Source organism: Enterococcus sp. HY326 (assembly GCF_026157065.1).
Lineage (GTDB): Bacteria > Bacillota > Bacilli > Lactobacillales > Enterococcaceae > HY326.
In genome coordinates this window covers 118,662-137,483 of the sequence record NZ_JANLGQ010000006.1, presented here as the reverse complement: position 1 = coordinate 137,483, position 18,822 = coordinate 118,662, and the positions used below count along the sequence as shown (strand labels likewise).

The following is an 18,822-nucleotide window of genomic DNA, read 5'->3' as shown; positions in this document are numbered from 1 at the left end:
TCATTTCCCTCTCGCCAAATCTAAATTTTGTTTTCGAAAAAAAGCTTAAATGCGTCTACTGTCTGTCTGCACTAAAAACAAATAAAAACAGTCATAAATTCCAGCTAAAACCAAACAACTACTTCACAAACATTGCATCGCCAAAACTGAAGAAACGGTAGCGCTCTTCAATGGCATGCTGGTAGGCGGCTAAAGTTTTTTCCCGTCCGGCAAAGGCGCTGACCAACATCACCAAAGTTGATTTTGGCAGATGGAAATTGGTGGAGAAGGCCTGCACAACTTTAAACTGATAGCCCGGTGTGATAAAAATATCCGTCCAGCCGCTGTCGGCTTTAATATCGCCGTCAAATTTAGTGCCGATAGTTTCCAAGGTCCGGATTGAGGTGGTGCCAACGGCGATAATTTTTCCGCCGGCTTGACGCACTTGGTTTAATTCTGCGGCAGCGTCTTCAGTCAAACGATAAAATTCGCTGTGCATATGATGCTCTGCAATATTATCCACGCTAACTGGGCGGAAGGTGCCTAGTCCAACATGCAGTGTCAGATAAACTAAGTGAACGCCTTTGTCAGCAATCTGTTTCAATAATTCTGGTGTAAAATGCAAACCCGCCGTTGGTGCGGCCGCCGAGCCGTTTTCTTTGGCATAAACGGTTTGATAGCGGTCGGGGTCTTCTAAGCGTTCTTTGATGTAAGGCGGTAGCGGCATTTCGCCGAGGGACTCTAAATTTTCGAGAAAAATCCCTTCGTATTGAAATTCAATAATACGGCCGCCGTGTTCTAACTCTTTGGTGACAACGGCGTTTAAGCGGCCATCGCCAAAACGAATTTCTGTGCCGACTTTCGCCCGCTTAGCCGGTTTAATCAATGTTTCCCAAGTGTCCCCTTCAATATTATTTAACAACAACACTTCCAAATGGCCACCAGTATCAGGTTTTTCGCCATAGAGACGCGCCGGTAAGACACGGGTATCATTCATGACTAAAGCATCGCCGGGATTTAATTCATCTAAGATGTCGGTAAAATGTTTGTCTTCAATTTCACCGGTTTCTTTATCTAGAACTAACAGGCGGGAGCTGGAGCGATCTTGTAACGGTGTTTGGGCAATCAATTCTTCAGGTAAATCAAAATCAAAATCTTCTGTGGTTAACATAGCTTTCACTCTTTCTTTTATTGTCTTGGGTATTTTATCACTTTTTGAAACCCTTGGCGAACGACAGATTATTTGCTTTCTATTTAAAAGGCTTCTATACTTACTATTAATAAGAAAGAAAACACGCGGAGGGATTTCCATGGCCACTTTTCATCACGTTTCATTATTAACTAGACATGCACAGGAAAATCTAGATTTTTACACCAAAGTTTTAGGTCTGCGCTTTGTCAAAAATACCGTCAATCAAGAAAATCATAAAATGCTCCATTACTACTACGGAGATTATAGCGGCGCACCTGGGACTGTCGTGACTTTTTTTGTCGTGCCGCTTTTAGCACAGCGGCATGATGAAGACCACTTCTTAGGAACGATTGGTTTAAAAATCCCTAGTGGCAGCTTGGCTTTTTGGCAAGAACGCTTGACTAATTTAAACATTCTTTTTGAACAATCTGGAGCTAGCTTATCCTTTAAAGATAAAGACGATGTTCAACTTTACCTAGAGGAGGTTGCGGCTGCACCGTTAGCTGCCAGTCAAGTCGTCAAAAATGACATTCCCGCTGATAAACAAATTATCGGCCTGCGCTCCACTGAATTTCACGTTAAAGAACCAGCTAAGACTAGTGAATTTTTTGAAAAATTTTTAGGCTGGTCAACAGTCAACGGTCGGATTCAATTGAATCAAACGGATTTTGTTGAAATTATTCAAACTAATTCTGACAAAAAAGCCCGCATGGGTCGTGGCAGTATGGACCACGTCGCTTTTGCGGTGAAGAATGATGCCGCCTTAGAGGCTTTGTATCAAAAAGCCCAAGACCAAGACTGGGAAATTGAAGAGCTTGTTTCCCGAGGCTATTTCAAGAGTCTTTATATTCGCGAACCCGGTGGCAATCGCGTGGAATTTGCTACGATGCAGCCCGGCTTTACCATTGATGAACCGTTGGAAACCTTAGGTGAAAGTTTTGCCCTGCCTCCATTTTTACAAGGTCAACGGGAAGAAATTGAAGCCCATATCTATAAAGACCTGTAAATAATTCTTGAATTACTAAAATTCTTATTTTTAACTAGCTATATTGCCAAGAGTCTTGTCGAATGACAAGGCTCTTTCTTTTTTGTAAACGTTCCTTTTTTTCAAAAACATTTACAAAAAATGCAAATAATTTGAATTATTCGCCATTTTTTATCATACTAGTAAGTGAGACCGTTTAAAAAAAATGAAAATGAGGTGGATTTTTTGATCGAATTTGAGCATGTATCAAAAATTTACAAGGGAAATAAAGTGGCTGTCGAAGATTTCAATTTATCAATTGCTGATGGTGAGTTTATTTGTTTTATCGGTACTAGTGGGAGCGGAAAAACAACTTCCATGCGGATGATCAATCGGATGGAGACGCCAACTAAAGGAACCATTACTATTGACGGTCAGGATATTACTAAAATTAATGCAGTAGAACTGCGTCGTAAAATCGGTTACGTAATTCAAAATATCGGCTTAATGCCCCATATGACCATTCGTGAAAATATTACTTTGGTGCAGCGTCTGTTGAAAGTCCCGGTTGCCGAACGTAATTCAACGGCTGAAAAAATGATTGATTTAGTCGAGCTGCCTAGAGAAATGCTCGACCGTTATCCAAATGAGCTCTCCGGCGGGCAACAACAACGGATTGGTGTTGTGCGGGCTTTGGCGGCCAATCAAGATATTATTTTAATGGATGAACCCTTTGGGGCATTAGACCCCATTACACGGGAGTCCCTACAAGATTTGGTCAAGGATTTACAAGAACGCTTAGGCAAAACAATTGTCTTTGTAACCCATGATATGGATGAAGCACTGAAATTAGCGAGTCGGATTGTCATTATGAGCCACGGAAAAATTGTTCAAGCTGACACCCCTTCAAATATTTTACAAAATCCTGCCAATGAATTTGTCGAAGAATTAATCGGTGAAGATCGCTTGTTGCAAGCCAAACCTGATACAACAACAGTTGGCGAGGTGGCTTTGAGTACAGCAATTACTATTACGCCGGAAAAATCTTTACAAGCTGCCATCAAGGTGATGCGGGAAAAACGGGTTGATACGCTGTTAGTGGTCGACGATGAAAATGTTCTAAAAGGTTTTATTGATGTCCAAACAATTCAACAACGTCGAGGTCGGGCTACTAGTGTTGGCGATATTTTAAATAAAGATGTTTTCTACGTGAAGAGCACGTCTTTTTTACGAAATACTTTGCAACGGATTTTAAAACGAGGACTGAAATATGTACCAGTTGTCGATGAAAAAAATCGCATTATGGGTATGCTGACCAGAGCTTCACTAGTAGATATTGTCTATGATGTTATCTGGGGTGAAGAGGAATCAATCAGCGAAGCTATCGAGTCAGTCTCCGGTGACGAAGCCGGAATTGAAATTCCAGCGGCCCCCGCTGATGAAGTTGTTGTAGAAGCTATTACTATTCCGGCAACAGCTGAAGCGGAAGAAACGATACCTTCAGAGGAGGGCGAATAAATTATGCAAGCCTTCTTTCAAGAATATGGCCAAGAAATAATTAATAAAACTTTCGAACACATTTATATTTCAGCCTTGGCTTTAGGCTTAGGAATTATCATTGCGGTTCCGGTCGGCATCTTGTTGACGAGAACACCGAAAGCTGCCAGCATTGTCATCGGCTTCACTAGTGCCTTGCAAACTGTACCTTCTTTAGCGTTGTTAGCTTTAATGGTACCTTTTCTTGGTGTTGGTGTGTTGCCCGCAGTAATTGCCTTGTTCATCTATTCGTTGCTGCCGATTTTACGAAACACTTACATTGGTATGAAAAATGTTGACGCCAATTATCGTGACGTTGCGCGTGGCATGGGCATGACTCAGCTACAATCAATTGTCAGCGTGGAAATTCCGATTGCCATTCCGACCATTATGGCGGGGATTCGGCTGGCAGCAGTCTATGTTATCGCTTGGGCAACCCTCGCTTCTTACATCGGTGCCGGTGGTCTCGGAGATTTAATTTTCAGCGGGCTGAATAATTATCAGCCGCCATTAATTTTTGCCGGTACTATTCCAGTAACAATTCTAGCTTTGTTAGCAGATTGGCTTTTAGGTTTGCTGGAGAAAAAATTAACACCAATTGCCTTAAGAGGAGGGGAAGAAGCATGAGAATTAAAAAAATGTTAGCCGGCGTTTTAGCTGCGACAACTTTATTCCTCAGCGGCTGTTCTTTCCCAGGCTTGGCCAGCTCTGATGACACGACTATCGGGATTACCGGTGGGGTGACATCAGAAGCTCAGATTTTAGCCAGCATTGTCGCAGGTATGGTCGAACATTACACAGATAAAGATACAACGATTATTAATAATTTAGCCACCACCACCATTAACCATCAAGCGATGCTCAATGGTGACGCCTCAATTTCCGCCGCCCGTTATACTGGGACTGACTTGACGACAACTTTAGGTCTGGAGCCGGAAAGTGATCCGGAAATTGCGTTAGCAACAGTCAAAAAAGAATTCGAAGAACGTTTCCACCAAACTTACTTTGATTCTTATGGCTTTGATAACACCTACGTTTTCTTAGTTACCAAAGAAACCGCTGAAGAATATAATTTGAAAACAGTCAGCGACTTACAAAATGTCGCCGGCGAACTAGTAGCCGGTGTTGATACCGCCTGGATTACCAGAGAAGGTGACGGCTATGATGGCTTCCAAGAGGCCTATGGTTTTTCTTTTTCAAATATTTTGCCGATGCAGATTGGTTTAGTTTATGATGCCGTTTCAAATGGCAAAATGGATATTGTGTTGGGGTACTCGACTGATGGTCGGATTGCCAGCTATGATTTAGTGGCGCTAGAGGATGATTTGAATTTCTTCCCCGCCTATGACGCAGCTCCAATTGTCGCTGATCAAACTTTAGAGGATACTCCGGGTCTGCGGGAGGCCATTGAAAAATTGGCCGGCACCATCACCACTGAGAAAATGCAGGAATTAAATTTCGAAGCCGATAATAATTTGGTGGAGCCTAGCATGGTAGCTGAACAATTTTTACAGGAAAATAATTATTTTGAGGAGGACCAGTAATATGCAGGATATGAATTTATTACAACAATTCATCTACTATTTCCAAGAGAATGGCGCCTATGTCTTCTCGCAATTTCTGCGTCACTTTCTCATTTCCATTTATGGGGTAATTTTTGCCGCAATCGTGGCCATCCCGCTGGGTATTTTTATTTCCCGCCGGATGAAATTAGCCAATTGGGTGATTCGCTTGGCTAATATTATTCAAACGATTCCTTCTCTAGCGATGGTTTCGATTTTGATGATTGGCATGGGGCTGGGGGTTAACGTGGTAATTTTCACGGTCTTTCTTTATTCACTATTACCAATTATCAAAAATACTTACACCGGCATGATTCAAGTCGATAAAAATATTTTAGACGTTGGAAAAGGTATGGGGATGACCAACTGGCAACGCCTCTTCATGGTGGAATTACCGCTGGCGGTTTCTGTTATTATGGCGGGGATTCGAAACGCCTTAGTCGTTGCCATCGGGATTACCGCAATTGGTGCCTTCGTTGGTGCGGGTGGTCTCGGGGATATTATTATTCGCGGAACCAATGCCACTGACGGTGCAGCGATTATTTTAGCTGGTGCCTTGCCAACTGCCTTGATGGCTATTATTACCGACTGGGTATTAGGTATCGTCGAACGCCGTTTAGATCCGGCGAGCGGACGAGGTCGGTGAGAAAGATATTTTTTAGCAGCGACTAGCGGAGGCTAGTCGCTGTTTTTAATAAATGAAAACATCCCTCTATCTACCTTAGCAATAACTTTATCCGCAACCGAGACTAATTGGCTGTTCTTATTCCCTACCGCAATCCCATATCCGCAATATTGCAGCATCTCGATATCATTTCCACCGTCACCAACTGCAATACATTCGGCCGGTAAAATATCATAATAGTTTAATGCCTGTTCAATGCCGGTCACTTTTGTCACAGATTTAGTTAAGACGCTGACAATTTGTGGGTGCCAGCGAGAAAAAATTAATTCCGGGAAGTTTTCTTTAAGTTGGCTATCATGATTGGCCTTTATAAATGCACACATCAAGAAAATCGCTTCCTTTTGCTTTAGATTAAAGGTAGCTAAGTCATTTGCATCAAGCGCCATAGCTTCTTTTAAACCAGTTTTGATATCTTCGTTTTGAATGCCGTTTGAAAATAATTCTTCAGCATAAAAAGTTGCTGGAATCTGCTTTTGCCGAGTAAATTCAAAAAAATCCACAAGTATTTGAGGAGGCGTTTCTTCGCAAAAAATTGTTTGCGTTTCAGTTTTGACTAGTGCCCCGTTAGCGCTAATGAGACAATCAATCAGCTTTTCCTTTAGTAAATACTCGCAATGATTATGAGGACGTCCAGTAGCTAAAATTATTCGGATGTCCTGTTGGTGAACTTCACGAAGGGTTTCTTCAATCTCTTTTGTAATTCTTGGCTCATTGTAATTTTTGAGTGTTCCATCATAATCAAAAATGAAGGCTTTTACCTTTTTGATGTGAACCACAACCTTTATATTTTTTCCAAGTATAGCAAGTTTGGAATTATTCGTAAAATTATTCTGGAAGATATTTTTTTAATATTTTGCGCTAAGCCAGCAAGAAAATCACACATTCCCCATGTTAAAGCTCCTTTACATTGGCGTTATAATAGCATTTGTAAAGTCTCTTTGATAGAATGAGTCTAGCGTATCGACTAAATTAATGATAAGGAGACAGACATGAATATCGGAGAATCCATTAAGTATTATCGCAATCAAACCAATTTAACTCAGGAGGATTTAGCCGAAAAAGTTCATGTATCTAGACAGACCATCTCAAGCTGGGAAAATTCCAAAAGCTTGCCGGATATTACCAGTCTAGTTATGCTGAGCGATTTATTTCAGGTCTCTTTAGACGAATTAATAAAAGGAGATACCACCATGATTAAAAAATTAGAAGTCAAACAAGAAAAGGCAACCTACACAAAACAATACCGAATTAGCTACGCCCTCAATGCATTAATGGCCTTACTCGCAGTGCTATTGTACCTGACCAATTACGATGTTTGGTACGTCTATGCGTTGCTGGACCTCGTTATCATGGGGAACGCTGTGATTATGTTTATGGAGTACACCAAATATCAGGAAAAAGTCCAACAAGTGAAATAAAATAGTCCCCAAATAAATATCTATACACTGAAAAAACCGACAGAATAACCCTGTCGGTTTTTTGCGGTGTTTTTGTTTTTGTCCGTGGATTCATTTTAAGTCAGCAAGAACTTACTCATATAATAATTAAACCTAATAAAAAAATTAGTAGAACAATCACCGCCGCCAGCAATGGCTTGTTTTCTGATTTCAATAACTGAAAGAGAGTCCGATTGTCATTGGTTGCCGCCACTCGTTTAGTAAAATACATGAGTGTCAAAAAATTCAACATGATTCCAATAGTCACTAAAGAAAACGCCGGAGCAGACAATTCGCCAAAAAATTTCTGGGTGCTAATTATTAGCAGAAAAATAATATTCGTCCCCCAGCTGAGCCAAAAATATTTGCGGGCAACCTTAGCAGCCTCTATCTTTTTAATATTTTCCACAAGATCAGATCCTTCCAATAATAAAGTGTCTAGCGAAAAGTCGAATAATTTTGCCAAAAGAACTAGGCTGTCAATATCCGGTGTTGTTTTGCCAGTCTCCCAATTAGATATTGTTTTTTTCGAGACAAAAATTTTTTCCGCCAACTGCTCTTGGGTCAATTTTGTCTCTGCTCTTTTTTCTTTTAACAAATTTTTGATATCCACTAGTCTTCCTCCACAACTTACGATAAAAAATCTGATTTCACAATCCAATATATTGCACTTTAGTAAAAAAGTCGATAGCAATTGATTGCACTTTGCTGTTACATCAACAATTATCAAAGTTTTTTGATAGGCAGTTAATTCTATTTTTGAAAGTTATCTGCTTGTCTGAAGAATTATATCGCAATCGAGACGCCCATCCTAAAGATAAAAAAATCCTTCTCAAATAAGTTTTTCTTCGGCTTTATAAAACGGCATATACCATTTCCGTTTATAATTGTGTAAAAGGAGTCTGCTCATTTAGACAGCCTGGCAGAAATTAATCAACTAGTCCTGCTTAAACAGTCATAAAGAGACTGATTGCTGATTAAAATTAAGTTGAAAAAAGCCACTGGATACATAGACCATTCTGGAAATTTTATGGGGATTTAGGGATTTTCATTGAACTTCTAGATTTTTTTGATGTTTTTTTATTTTACCAATACTTGACCTACCGCTTTGCTGTTACCTAATCCTTAATAAAAATTTTTTCCTCAATAATTTAATGAAATTAATGTTCTTAGCACTATAAAATCGATTAACTCGCTTCTTGATTCCCTAGTCAGTCAAAAATTATTTCTACAATTAAAAATGCATACAAGCGTTATTTATTTAGAACTGATTAAATTTTATATAGTGCTGAATGAAAAAAAGCTTTATAATTACTTAGCAACACTTAAAGTGAACTCTAAGTGCTCACTTAATACAGCTAGTGATCAATGACTTACTCGCTTTAACTTTATCATTTTTCGCTGGTTTATTACATTTAGAGGTTCAAAAACAAAGAAGAAAGAAGGAATTCACATGGAGAAAGAAAGTTTTTTAGATAGGTTTGGCAATAAGCTTATGCCGGTAGCCACTAAGCTTAATTCAAACCGCTATCTAGCAGCAATTCGTGATGGTTTTTTTGCTTCAATGTCCATCATCATCGTCGGTTCAATTTTTTTAATTTTCCCAAATTTCCCATACCAAGGCTTCATCGATTTTATGAATGGTATTTTTGGAGACAACTGGGTGCTATTTTGTAATAGAGCCTATGACATGTCAGTCAATATTATGTCGATTTACGTAGTTATCGGTATCTCAAAAAGTCTTGGTAACTACTATAAGCTAGATACTATTTCCTCAATTATCCCAGCACTATTATCTTATTTCCTATTAACCCCAACAATTACTGGCGCAGACGAAGCAGTCGGCCTGCCAATCAGCAACTTTGGCGCAGCCGGATTGTTCTTGGGCATGCTGACAGCTATTTTATCTGTCGAAATTACCCGCTTTGTTTTGAGCAGAGGCTGGAAAATTAAAATGCCTGATACTGTTCCAGACAATGTTTCCCGCTCATTTGAGGCCCTGATACCTGCAGTTTTCATTTTTCTAATTTATTTATTTATCTTTTTCGGCTTCAAGATGACTCCTTATGGGGACGCTCAAACCTTTATTTTTGAAATATTACAAAAACCATTAACCGCTCTAGGTGCGTCACTTCCTGCAACGATTATTGTCCAAGTTTTAGCTACCTTACTTTTCTCTTTTGGTTTACATGGACCAAATATCGTTGGTTCGGTTATGACACCTATTTGGACAGCCTTAACTGTTGAAAACTCTGAAGCCTACAAGGTTGGCGATGTGATTCCTAACATTGTCAATGCTCAATTCGATGCCAATTATGTAAAATTAGGCGGCTGTGGAACTACCATCGGTCTAGTCATTTTATTTTTAGTTTTTGCTAAGTCTTCTCAATTTAAGACTTTAGGAAAGCTTGCCATTGGTCCATCTCTTTTCAATATAAATGAACCATTAATCTTTGGGACTCCAATTGTATTGAATCCTATTTTGATGATTCCGTTCATTCTATCGCCAATTATTTTTGCTAGTTTAAGCTATTTAGTCACTTACATTGGCTTAGTTCCCGCTGCAAATGGCGTAAATATTCCTTGGACGATGCCGCCAATCTTATCTGGATTATTTATTAGTGGCTGGCGAGGTGCTGTTTGGCAAATTGTGGAAATTTTCCTTTCAATCGCATGGTATTATCCATTCTTTAGAATTGCCGACAAGCAGGCTTTCCAAATAGAAAAAGCCGCTTAGTTTACTTGCGTCGCCAATTTTTTTAAATTTCCAGCTTGGCAACTACCGCATCCACTAAAACTTATTTTTAAAGAACACTTAAGTGTGGCATAAGTCAAAACAGACGAAAAAATTTTGAAGCTTTTCCTGTAAGAACTGGTAAATGTATTAGACTTTTTGAGGAGAATGTGGGCTTCTTGTTATTTAGAAGTGACGCTCCTGTTCTCAGTTATTACATTTACCGGCTACTAAGAGGCTCGAATTTTCCATCTGTCTAGAAACTTATTCCACACTTTTTTTGTTTTATCTTGTAAAATCTCATTCTCTCATCCCAAAATCTCAAAAAACTATTCTAGTTTTTTCCTCATTTGCTATTCCAAATACGAATTCCGCAATTTAAATTAACTCTTGTCTTGGCAGAAAAACTAATCTCCATGATTGAATAATTCATCCACCGTCACCGCTAATTCCTTTGCTAGACTAAAAGCCAAAGAAAGAGTAGGATCGTATTTATTGTTTTCAATGGCATTGATTGTTTGCCGAGAGACATTGCATTTTTTGGCCAAGTCCTCTTGGGATAATTTTAGTTGTGTTCGCTTGCTTTTAATAATATTTTCCATCTCAATCACCAAGTTTTTTCTGATTGTATTTCAGGGAAATAAAGTAAACAATTGCTGTGATTGTCAATAACGAAAAGGGACTAATGCCATCATTCAAGACACTGTTAGACAAATCAAGTGCCGACACTGCAATTTTTGATAAGCATTCTAAAATAAGCACACCCACCATCACACTAAAAGCATAGGTGCTAGCTTTCCAGACAATCATCTGTCGTCTTTCGTCACCTTTTTTAAAAATCGAAACAACGACACCTAAATCCAACACCAACAAAATAAATCCTAAAATCCATAACGCAAGATAACCTTTATTCATCTAAATCCCTCTTTTCTAAATGTAAAAACCTTTTGACATTTTTATTATAGCAAACTATTTATCGGTGTCAAAAGTTTTTTACATTTTTGTAATTGGATTTAAATTTTTTTCTCTAAACTTGGTTAAATCCTACAACAATTCATTTCAGCTTAAAATTTGTTGTTCCATGAATACTCCGAAAAAATCAAAAAAACCTTTATTAACTAACATAGAAAGTTACTTAACAAAGGCTAGTGAAAATAAATTTTTTATTTCAAACTCATTAAATCAACCCCAGCTCCTGACAAGCATAATAAATGCCATCATCCCAAACAGCTTTGGTAACAAAAGCTGCTTTGTCCTTTAAGGGCTGAATGGCATTGCCCATCGCAACAGGGATGCCGACAGCATCAAACATTTCTAAATCATTTTCCTCGTCGCCAAAGGCAACAGCTTGGTCAACAGTCAGTCCGAGTTTTTCTAATAAAACTTTGATGCCGGCTGCTTTTGAAACACCTTCTGGAAAAATATCCAGTGAGTTTGGTGCCGTCTTAACGACCTTCAAATCCTTTAGCCAGCCGGTCACAACACTTTTGTCTTCGGCTGTTACCAAAATTTGAAAGACATTTTGGGGAATCTCTCCGACCGCTAACTGATTGACAGAAATTCCACGATCCATCAGTGGCTGCACTAGCTGCGGGACAAAGATTCCCTTTTGCGTATCATAGAAAACAGCTAGGTTCCGGGCTTCAATCTCTGGAACAATTTTCGCCATGATGTCTGGTTCAATAAATCTTTGATAAATCGCTTGACCTTCATGAATAATTTCTTGGCCATTAGAAGTAATCACGGTTTCAATGCCCAAGGAATCTGCCAAGGCTTTGACTACGCCAGACCAGCGGCCGGTGGCAATCACCGGAATAATTCCTTTTTCTTTCAGTTTTTGAATGGCTAAGCGGGTTGAATCAGGAATCCCGTCAGTGATGTTCATCGTCATTTGACGGGGGTTGATGAGTGTACCATCGATATCGAAAAACGCAATGGCAATATTTGGTGTGCTGATAAGGCTCACCCTTTCTGCAATAGTTTTGTTAAAGCAGCAATAATCAACTCGTGATCAGCCAAATGATCCAAACCAGAAACGCAGATGGCACCTTTTAGCTGATTGTTTTGAAAAATTGGAAAACCACCGCCACAAATTGCATATTCATCCGTTTTTTCCCATTCCACAAAAGTTGGATTGACCGCTTTCATATAGAAAGTATATAGGGAACTGTGGCCACTGTCCATCACTGTTTTAGTTTTGCGGGCCAGCCACGGACTTTCTTTGCGGCCGACCATCAAATAATGCAGCACAACCTTATTTTCAAAGTAAATTTGAATGCCAACGCTCGATAAATTCTGAGCGCTAACAGAATTTTTAATTTCTTCAGCAATTTTAAAAGCAATCTCACTGTCAAAAGTTTCAAACTGCAATTCCTGTTCTAATTGCAATAATTTTTCTAACTCGACATTATCCTTCTGTAATAACATTGGCAGCTTCCTGTTCTTTAGCTAATTGTTCTTCTTTTTCCCGAGCTTGTTCATTTGTATAAGCTAAATTATCTGCAGTTTTGAAGAATGGCAGATAAATCAGCAGTGAAATCCCAATCTGCACGATATTTAACAAGGCTCCGCGCCAGCCACAGGTGAGAAATCCTGATAAAATCGGTGGCGTCGTCCAAGGGATATTGACACCATTGGTATAAGGTACGAGCCCACTACTCATGGCAAAGTATGCGACAATTGCCATCACAATTGGTGTGATGATAAAAGGAATAATCATAATCGGGTTCAAGACAATCGGAATCCCGAAAATAATTGTTTCGTTGATTGTAAAGATTTCTGGAATGATTGACAGCTTCCCAATTGCTTTAAACTGTTTGGAACGGGAGAAAAAGAATAACAAAATCACTAAACCAAAGGTCGCACCGGAACCACCGATTTTAATAAAATTTTGATAGAATTGGTAGTTGATGATGTTGGGAACATCAATACCTGCTTGAACAGCTGAAAGATTTTCCGCCGTTAAGGATAACCAAATCGGGTTCATAACTGAACCAACTACGTTCGCTCCGTGAATCCCGAAGGACCAGAGCACACCTTCAACTAATAATACTAAAATCGTTGCTGGCAAAGTATTTCCTAGAGAGGTTAATGGTGTTTGCAAATTATCAAAAATGAAATTTTGCACATTGCCATAGGCTGTTGCTTCAAAACCAATTCTAACGAAATTAAAGACAACAATAATTAATAAGATCGGAACTAAAGTTGAAAAGGAATTGGCAACGTTGGCGGGAACAGAATCTGGCATTTTAATTTTCCAGCCTTTTTTATCGGCAAAGTGCATAAGTTCAACGGCGAAAATTGCGACTAAGATACCAACAAACAAACCTGATGCCCCTAAGTTTGATAAGGGAATTCCCACACCTAAGCTGTCATCTGCAAAACCATACATCGGTGTCACTACGAAAAAGGCAGCTAGGCCGGCGAAGATGCCTCCCATGCGGTCCAAGTTGTAACGACGAGACAAGTCATTGGCTACCCCGATAACCACATAGACTGTCATCATGCTCATGGAAATATCATTGGGCATATTGAAAATATTTTGCCAGGTATCACCAAAGGTATTCAACATAAAATCCGTGTAAGGTTGAATTGGCAAATTGGCGAACAACACGAAAAACGAGCCGACAATCAACAATGGCATCGCTGCCATAAACGCATTTTTGACAGCCGATAAGTAGCGATTGGCATCTAGCTTAATCGCAATCGGTGTCATTTTCTCCTCAAAAACTGACATTAGTTTGTTCATTTATTTTCCCTCCTGTGACTCTATCGAATAAATCTTTGCAGATAATTCCAATAATTATGGCTAGCCTTCCCCGCTGGAGTCTGCATGAAACGATTAAAACTTCTTTGCTGCTATCAACAGTTTTTCCGTATCACAAGACTCCGCTAGGCAAAAGCCGTCAGCTAAATTGCCTTAGCTGCGCATTTGATTAATGCCTTCTTCAAGAATTTCAATTTGACGAATCGTTTCTTCGTCTTTGACAATTTTATCTGCGCCGTTAATCAATGTTTCATATACACCTTGATAAATGCGACTGTAATCACCAACTTCAGAGACAACTTTTTCTTCATGGTAATTGCCATTTTCATCCATATAAGTCAAAGTGCCATAATGCTGCGGCAAATCGATTCCAAAATCTGCGTTGGTCGGCATATAGAATTTCTTCAAGTCTTCCTCTTGACGGTCTTTGGTTTCTTTGACAAAGACTCCTTTTTTACCATAAACAACAAAGCTTGGGCGTTCCTTCAGGCGGAAGTAACTGGATTTCACTGAAACCTTCATGGTGCCGTAATATAAATCCAAATCAAAATAATCATTCATCCGATTTGGTCCTAATAATTGGCGGACATCATAGTGAACATCATCAGGATCACCGAAAAATGAAATCACTTGGTCTAACGTATGGCAGCCATGGCCATATAAATAGCTGTTAATTCGCGAAAATTCGTGGATGCTTTCAGGAATTTCTGGCCGGTAGTAGTCGTAATGCATTTCGACTTCTAAAATATCCCCCAGCTTGCCACTTTGAATGACTTTTTGAACGGTTAAAAAGTCAGAATCAAACCGACGATTTTGATAACATTGAACAAATAAACCTTTTTCTTTCGCTAATGCAAATAATTCTTTGGCCTCCGCTGATGTTTCACTGAAAGGTTTTTCAACTAAGACATTTTTACCGGCTTCCAAAACTTTTTTCGCCAATGGATAATGCTGATCACTTGGCGTACAAATGACTACCAATTGAATATCTGAGTCGGTTAAAACTTCTGTAATATCCGTGGTGTAATGGATTCCCGCAATTTTTTCCCAAGCTAAGTTATCCTTTGGTGAATAGATGGTTTTGACTTTGATATTTTCTTTCTTTAAAGAAAATGGCAAATGATAGCGGTTGGTACTTTTGCCGTTGCCGATGTATGCAATTGTTAACATATTTTTTTCCTGCTTTCTTAATTAATTTTTTGATGATTCCTGTAAGCAACTGTCTGTCGACATTTGCTAAATAGTTGAAGTAATGTTGCTAAATTTAAGAGATTAGATTTCCAGCACCTCTTAACTGGCTTCAGTATATAAGATATTTTTTGATAAATATCAGCTGCTTGTATAATTGGTCACAATGTTCAAAAATTTTCATGATTGGCTAGTTCAACGAGTCCTTTTTTAAACATCATGTTCAAAGCGTTTTCAAAAAACCCAATGGATCTTTAACTATCAAGGATGGATTGCTTTTAGTTCTGTTTAGCCAGCTCCACAATATGAAACTGGCTAATTCCTTAAAGAAAAAAGACTCGGATTGAAGCAGCTGCTTTAGTTCATTATCCTAAAGCAATTCTGGCATCCGCCAAGGCGGCTTCGACTACTTCCATCACGATTTCACTGTGGTTCATCATCGTGGCGGCTTGCGCCAAATCCTTGTCGGCAATCATTTTGGCAAAGGTTTTGAATTCTTCGTACATACGATGGGGATAAACTTTTTGGTCCATTTCCTCAGCTTCAGTGCCGTTCATCTCAACTGCATAGCTGTCCACCACATTTGTCGGGCCATTGACAATCAGCGAGCCTTTCGTTCCTTGAATCGTTGAACGAATTTTGGCAGTGGAATCCTTAGCCCCGATACAAACAACTTTTGTCTGTTGATAATCCAGAACCAGCATGCCGGAAGTATCGATATCTTTTTCCAAATTCGCAAAATAGTTGACAGCACTTGGCCGACCTAATAAACCAACGACAAAATGAATATTGTAAATATTGATGTCCATCAAGGCACCGCCGCCCATTTTTGGATTAAAGGCGGGCAAAATTGTACCGGCTTTAAAGGCATCATAGCGGGAAGAATATTGGGAGTAGTTGCATTCGATTAACTTCAAGTCACCTAAAGTTGCAATCGCTTCTTTAATACCCCGATAATTGGCTAAGTATTGATTGGTAATCGCTTCAACTAAAATTAAATCAGCGGCTTGCGCCAAATTTTTCAACTCAATTAATTCAGCCAGCTTTAAAGTAAATGGTTTTTCGCAGACGACATGCTTGCCGTGTTCCAATGCTTTTTTAGCAAAAGCGTAATGGAGATGATTCGGCACCGCCACATACACCGTGTCAATATCCGCTTCTTTTAAACAAGTTTCATAATCGGTGTATACTTCTTTGATGTTGTATTGCTCCTGCAGCGCCTGCATATTTTCCAAATCGGCATCGACACCGACGATGGCCTGTAGTTCTACCTCCCGCAAATCCTTGGTAATGGTCAGAAAATCTTTGACAATCATGCCGGCACCCGTAATAGCTAATTTCATTTGCGTTCCTCTTTTCTAGTTGTTAAGCCAACTATAAGAGATTCTTCCAGTGAAAAAAGCAAATCCCGCAAAATTGGTCAAAATGTTCAACTATTTTCAAAAAAGGCTGTTAGAAGCCTACCAGAGAGTAAACATCATGTTCAACAAAAACTCTGCTTTTTTAAAGCAAACAAATAAGACTATGACAAAAATTGTCATAGCCTCATGCATTATCTACTATTTTAGAACTGTTTTATTCTGAAATCATCTGCCAGATGATAAAAAATTTCCAATAAAAAAATCGTTTGTTAATCCAACTGGTCTTCAAAAAAATTCTCGTCTAGAACCCATTCTTTGTTTTTTAAATCAACTAAGTGGGTCGTGTAATCTTTGGAATACACGACGGAAAACAAGGTATCCAGTACATATTCAAAGGAAATTTGTGAAGCAAAGGTCCCCACTTTGACATTTTCCAACTCGCCAGCCGGTACCTCAATACACAATTGGCTAAATTGAGCCAACGTCGATTCCCGATTGCTGGTCAACAAAACTGTTTTAATTTTCTTGCGATTCAGATATTGGATAAATTTGCGATAACTGCGGGACTCGCCGCTATAGCTGATAAAAATCGCCAAGTCCGCCTGCTTCACATTCATAGCACTCCATTCAGACTCGCCGTATTCATCCGCCACAATTAGATAGCGATTGATTTTATTGAATTTATTTTGAAAACTGCGGGCGCGAATCTGAGAATCCCCAGTACCGAAGAGAAATACCCGCTGTGAACTCAGCAAAAGCTGCGCCACCTGATCTAAAACTTGATTATCCAAGCCGCTGAAGGTTTTGCGAATCGATTCGATGCATAAATCCGCCACCTGCTTGGCAATTTTAGCCGCATTATCCGACGGTCGAAATGGAAAATTCGGGTCCACCTGACTCGTGATATGACGGCTCTCTTGGAAAGCCTTCGCCAATGCAATTTTAAATTCACGATAGCCGGCAAAGCCCAATTTCTTGGCCAAACGCACCACCGCAGAATGGGAAGAGTAAGCCTTTTTCGCCAAATCCGAAATATTCATCTCAGCCATTTCCTCTTGATGAGCCAAAATATACTCCGCCAAACGCTTCTCCGTATCAGTAAAATCTTTTTTTGCTGTCAGCTGCTCTAGCACATTCACAAAAATCACCTCCCCTTCTTTTTAGCAGAAGTTGTCTGTAAAGGCAATAGCTGAGCTTTGCCAGTTAAGGCCAACTTGTTTTACACATATTTTCTTGGACTGCGTATATACGATTCTCTGTATAGAGCGAAAAAATTCGAAAAACTGTCAAAAAGTAAAAGTCTATTTTCTAAAAAGCTTCTGCTAAAAACTCAATCAGCTCTTGAATATTTTTTAGTTGGTGTTTCATTGCTAAAACTAATTTATCCCAAAAAAATCAAGTAATTTTTTCCACCTTGATAACTGTTGCTTGGGCCGGAAAACTCGTCGCTATCGGCCCTTTTATCCAGATTTTGACCTGATCGCCAGCTTGAAAATCCTCAGCATCCTCCCAACTAAAGGATAAATCACCAGTAGCCGTTTCCCCACCAAGCTCAATCCATTCCTCTGTTAAAAGCAAAATCGAATTTTCTGAAACATCGACAATAGTGCCAGTTGTCGTTGAAACATCACGACCTTGCCACCAAAAGATTATGCCAATTAGTAAAACAATCCCAACAATTACTCCGCCTATGATTTTCTTCATCTTCCCCCACTTCCCTTCTCTTGCAAACTAATTTTCAATTCGACAGAAGTCATTTTCATTGCTTAAACAAGCGGCAACAAAAATTCAGATGGCTGTTTGTCACTGATTCCTGCTTTATAGCGTTCAATCAATGGCAGCTCTTTAGTCTGCAAATGATTTTCTTCAATTATTTGCGGCAGCTGAGCCCAAAACTCTTGAATCGCCTCCTGTGTATGGCTGACTTCAAAGACCGCATATTTACCACCTGCAAAATCAGCTACCTGCACCGGCAATTCTGGATAAAAATCCTCTCTGATTTTTAGCAACAAATCAAAACGACAGTTTTCCGGTGCGGTAATTGCTGGATTATCCCGGGCAATTGCTAGAATACCCGTTTTTTCAACCTGTTGCTCCAAATTGTTTTCAGCAATCCAAGTTTTAAACTGCGTCATTAATTCAAAATTTTCCCGACTGCCATAAGGTCCAATATTTCTTAAATAGGCAACTTTTGCTGGTGCTAAAATTTCTACGTGATACTTCATTAAAATCACTCCTAAACTTATTAGGAGGATTGGCCAATCACTTCCTAAATTCAGCTTATCATGATATAAAATGAAATTCAGCAGGAGTTTTAAAAAAAAAGTTGGGAAAAGATTTTGTTAGCCCATTTTAGAAGGTTGAGGCAAATTTTTTGGGTTACAATATTTGATGCAAATTATTTTTTAGATACCTAAAA

General features: G+C 39.3%; 19 protein-coding genes and 1 pseudogene. 7 read left to right on the top strand and 13 right to left on the bottom strand.

What is annotated here, in order from left to right:
* Positions 1–118: 118 nt before the first annotated feature.
* A complete protein-coding gene (gene queA, locus ORH16_RS15225) occupies positions 119–1,150 on the bottom strand; it encodes a tRNA preQ1(34) S-adenosylmethionine ribosyltransferase-isomerase QueA (RefSeq protein WP_265459707.1) in 1,032 nt (343 codons plus the stop codon).
* 139 nt (positions 1,151–1,289) lie between these two features.
* On the opposite strand from queA, the gene ORH16_RS15220 reads away from it, so the two are divergent.
* The 5 genes from ORH16_RS15220 (at position 1,290) to ORH16_RS15200 (ending at position 5,879) form a co-directional block, all read left to right on the top strand.
* Positions 1,290–2,177: a VOC family protein gene (locus ORH16_RS15220; protein WP_265459706.1), complete on the top strand. Its 888-nt coding sequence runs from the start codon at positions 1,290–1,292 to the stop codon at positions 2,175–2,177.
* Positions 2,178–2,372: 195 nt separating this feature from the next.
* Positions 2,373–3,653, top strand: coding sequence for a betaine/proline/choline family ABC transporter ATP-binding protein (locus tag ORH16_RS15215; protein ID WP_322597309.1), 1,281 nt, complete (start codon positions 2,373–2,375; stop codon positions 3,651–3,653).
* Positions 3,654–3,656: 3 nt separating this feature from the next.
* Positions 3,657–4,298, top strand: coding sequence for an ABC transporter permease (locus tag ORH16_RS15210; RefSeq protein ID WP_265459703.1), 642 nt, complete (start codon positions 3,657–3,659; stop codon positions 4,296–4,298).
* Positions 4,295–5,215 (top strand): osmoprotectant ABC transporter substrate-binding protein, encoded by a 921-nt coding sequence (locus ORH16_RS15205; RefSeq protein ID WP_265459702.1) that lies wholly within the window; start codon positions 4,295–4,297, stop codon positions 5,213–5,215. Before ORH16_RS15210 ends, ORH16_RS15205 begins: the two co-directional genes overlap by 4 nt.
* Position 5,216: 1 nt before the next feature.
* Positions 5,217–5,879, top strand: coding sequence for an ABC transporter permease (locus ORH16_RS15200; RefSeq protein WP_322597308.1), 663 nt, complete (start codon positions 5,217–5,219; stop codon positions 5,877–5,879).
* A 32-nt stretch (positions 5,880–5,911) separates the two neighbouring features.
* On the opposite strand, the gene ORH16_RS15195 is transcribed toward ORH16_RS15200, so the two are convergent.
* Positions 5,912–6,694: a Cof-type HAD-IIB family hydrolase gene (locus tag ORH16_RS15195; protein ID WP_265459700.1), complete on the bottom strand. Its 783-nt coding sequence runs from the start codon at positions 6,692–6,694 to the stop codon at positions 5,912–5,914.
* A 213-nt stretch (positions 6,695–6,907) separates the two neighbouring features.
* Here ORH16_RS15195 and ORH16_RS15190 point away from each other — a divergent pair.
* Positions 6,908–7,109 (top strand): annotated as a pseudogene (locus ORH16_RS15190) (helix-turn-helix transcriptional regulator); the annotation flags it as partial.
* Positions 7,110–7,451: 342 nt separating this feature from the next.
* On the opposite strand, the gene ORH16_RS15185 reads toward ORH16_RS15190, so the two are convergent.
* Entirely contained in the window at positions 7,452–7,967 is a 516-nt protein-coding gene (locus tag ORH16_RS15185; protein WP_265459699.1) for a helix-turn-helix transcriptional regulator, read from the bottom strand.
* 840 nt (positions 7,968–8,807) lie between these two features.
* On the opposite strand from ORH16_RS15185, the gene ORH16_RS15180 reads away from it, so the two are divergent.
* On the top strand, positions 8,808–10,091 hold the full coding sequence (locus tag ORH16_RS15180) for a PTS sugar transporter subunit IIC (protein WP_265459698.1): 1,284 nt from the start codon (positions 8,808–8,810) through the stop codon (positions 10,089–10,091).
* A 404-nt stretch (positions 10,092–10,495) separates the two neighbouring features.
* Here the strand turns inward: ORH16_RS15180 and ORH16_RS15175 are convergent, their stop codons facing one another.
* From ORH16_RS15175 to ORH16_RS15130, 10 genes are all read right to left on the bottom strand, one after another.
* A complete protein-coding gene (locus ORH16_RS15175; RefSeq protein ID WP_265459697.1) occupies positions 10,496–10,690 on the bottom strand; it encodes a helix-turn-helix transcriptional regulator in 195 nt (64 codons plus the stop codon).
* A 1-nt stretch (position 10,691) separates the two neighbouring features.
* Positions 10,692–11,003 (bottom strand): hypothetical protein, encoded by a 312-nt coding sequence (locus ORH16_RS15170; protein ID WP_265459696.1) that lies wholly within the window; start codon positions 11,001–11,003, stop codon positions 10,692–10,694.
* A gap of 262 nt (positions 11,004–11,265) precedes the next feature.
* A complete protein-coding gene (locus ORH16_RS15165) occupies positions 11,266–12,054 on the bottom strand; it encodes a Cof-type HAD-IIB family hydrolase (protein ID WP_265459695.1) in 789 nt (262 codons plus the stop codon).
* Positions 12,051–12,515 (bottom strand): heme-binding protein, encoded by a 465-nt coding sequence (locus ORH16_RS15160; RefSeq protein WP_265459694.1) that lies wholly within the window; start codon positions 12,513–12,515, stop codon positions 12,051–12,053. The genes ORH16_RS15165 and ORH16_RS15160 overlap by 4 nt, the downstream gene beginning before the upstream one ends.
* Positions 12,496–13,836 (bottom strand): PTS sugar transporter subunit IIC, encoded by a 1,341-nt coding sequence (locus tag ORH16_RS15155; RefSeq protein WP_265459693.1) that lies wholly within the window; start codon positions 13,834–13,836, stop codon positions 12,496–12,498. Before ORH16_RS15155 ends, ORH16_RS15160 begins: the two co-directional genes overlap by 20 nt.
* Positions 13,837–14,007: 171 nt before the next feature.
* On the bottom strand, positions 14,008–15,024 hold the full coding sequence (locus ORH16_RS15150; RefSeq protein WP_265459692.1) for an oxidoreductase: 1,017 nt from the start codon (positions 15,022–15,024) through the stop codon (positions 14,008–14,010).
* A gap of 383 nt (positions 15,025–15,407) precedes the next feature.
* Positions 15,408–16,385, bottom strand: coding sequence for a Gfo/Idh/MocA family protein (locus ORH16_RS15145; RefSeq protein ID WP_265459691.1), 978 nt, complete (start codon positions 16,383–16,385; stop codon positions 15,408–15,410).
* Between the two features lie 287 nt (positions 16,386–16,672).
* Positions 16,673–17,542 carry a MurR/RpiR family transcriptional regulator gene (locus ORH16_RS15140; protein ID WP_265459690.1) on the bottom strand — a complete coding sequence of 290 codons (870 nt, stop codon included), beginning with the start codon at positions 17,540–17,542 and terminating at the stop codon, positions 16,673–16,675.
* A 256-nt stretch (positions 17,543–17,798) separates the two neighbouring features.
* Positions 17,799–18,107 carry a DUF3221 domain-containing protein gene (locus ORH16_RS15135; RefSeq protein WP_265459689.1) on the bottom strand — a complete coding sequence of 103 codons (309 nt, stop codon included), beginning with the start codon at positions 18,105–18,107 and terminating at the stop codon, positions 17,799–17,801.
* A 62-nt stretch (positions 18,108–18,169) separates the two neighbouring features.
* Positions 18,170–18,628: an AraC family transcriptional regulator gene (locus ORH16_RS15130; RefSeq protein WP_265459688.1), complete on the bottom strand. Its 459-nt coding sequence runs from the start codon at positions 18,626–18,628 to the stop codon at positions 18,170–18,172.
* Positions 18,629–18,822: the final 194 nt, after the last annotated feature.

Bases quoted from the DNA above. Each gene is read 5' to 3' on its own strand.
- ORH16_RS15200 (WP_322597308.1), top strand. From the start codon at position 5,217: ATGCAGGATATGAATTTATTACAACAATTCATCTACTATTTCCAAGAG.
- ORH16_RS15160 (WP_265459694.1), bottom strand. From the start codon at position 12,515: ATGTTATTACAGAAGGATAATGTCGAGTTAGAAAAATTATTGCAATTA.
- ORH16_RS15180 (WP_265459698.1), top strand. From the start codon at position 8,808: ATGGAGAAAGAAAGTTTTTTAGATAGGTTTGGCAATAAGCTTATGCCG.
- ORH16_RS15155 (WP_265459693.1), bottom strand. From the start codon at position 13,836: ATGAACAAACTAATGTCAGTTTTTGAGGAGAAAATGACACCGATTGCG.
- ORH16_RS15135 (WP_265459689.1), bottom strand. From the start codon at position 18,107: ATGAAGAAAATCATAGGCGGAGTAATTGTTGGGATTGTTTTACTAATT.
- queA (WP_265459707.1), bottom strand. From the start codon at position 1,150: ATGTTAACCACAGAAGATTTTGATTTTGATTTACCTGAAGAATTGATT.
- ORH16_RS15175 (WP_265459697.1), bottom strand. From the start codon at position 10,690: ATGGAAAATATTATTAAAAGCAAGCGAACACAACTAAAATTATCCCAA.
- ORH16_RS15130 (WP_265459688.1), bottom strand. From the start codon at position 18,628: ATGAAGTATCACGTAGAAATTTTAGCACCAGCAAAAGTTGCCTATTTA.
- ORH16_RS15150 (WP_265459692.1), bottom strand. From the start codon at position 15,024: ATGTTAACAATTGCATACATCGGCAACGGCAAAAGTACCAACCGCTAT.
- ORH16_RS15145 (WP_265459691.1), bottom strand. From the start codon at position 16,385: ATGAAATTAGCTATTACGGGTGCCGGCATGATTGTCAAAGATTTTCTG.
- ORH16_RS15210 (WP_265459703.1), top strand. From the start codon at position 3,657: ATGCAAGCCTTCTTTCAAGAATATGGCCAAGAAATAATTAATAAAACT.
- ORH16_RS15205 (WP_265459702.1), top strand. From the start codon at position 4,295: ATGAGAATTAAAAAAATGTTAGCCGGCGTTTTAGCTGCGACAACTTTA.
- ORH16_RS15170 (WP_265459696.1), bottom strand. From the start codon at position 11,003: ATGAATAAAGGTTATCTTGCGTTATGGATTTTAGGATTTATTTTGTTG.
- ORH16_RS15220 (WP_265459706.1), top strand. From the start codon at position 1,290: ATGGCCACTTTTCATCACGTTTCATTATTAACTAGACATGCACAGGAA.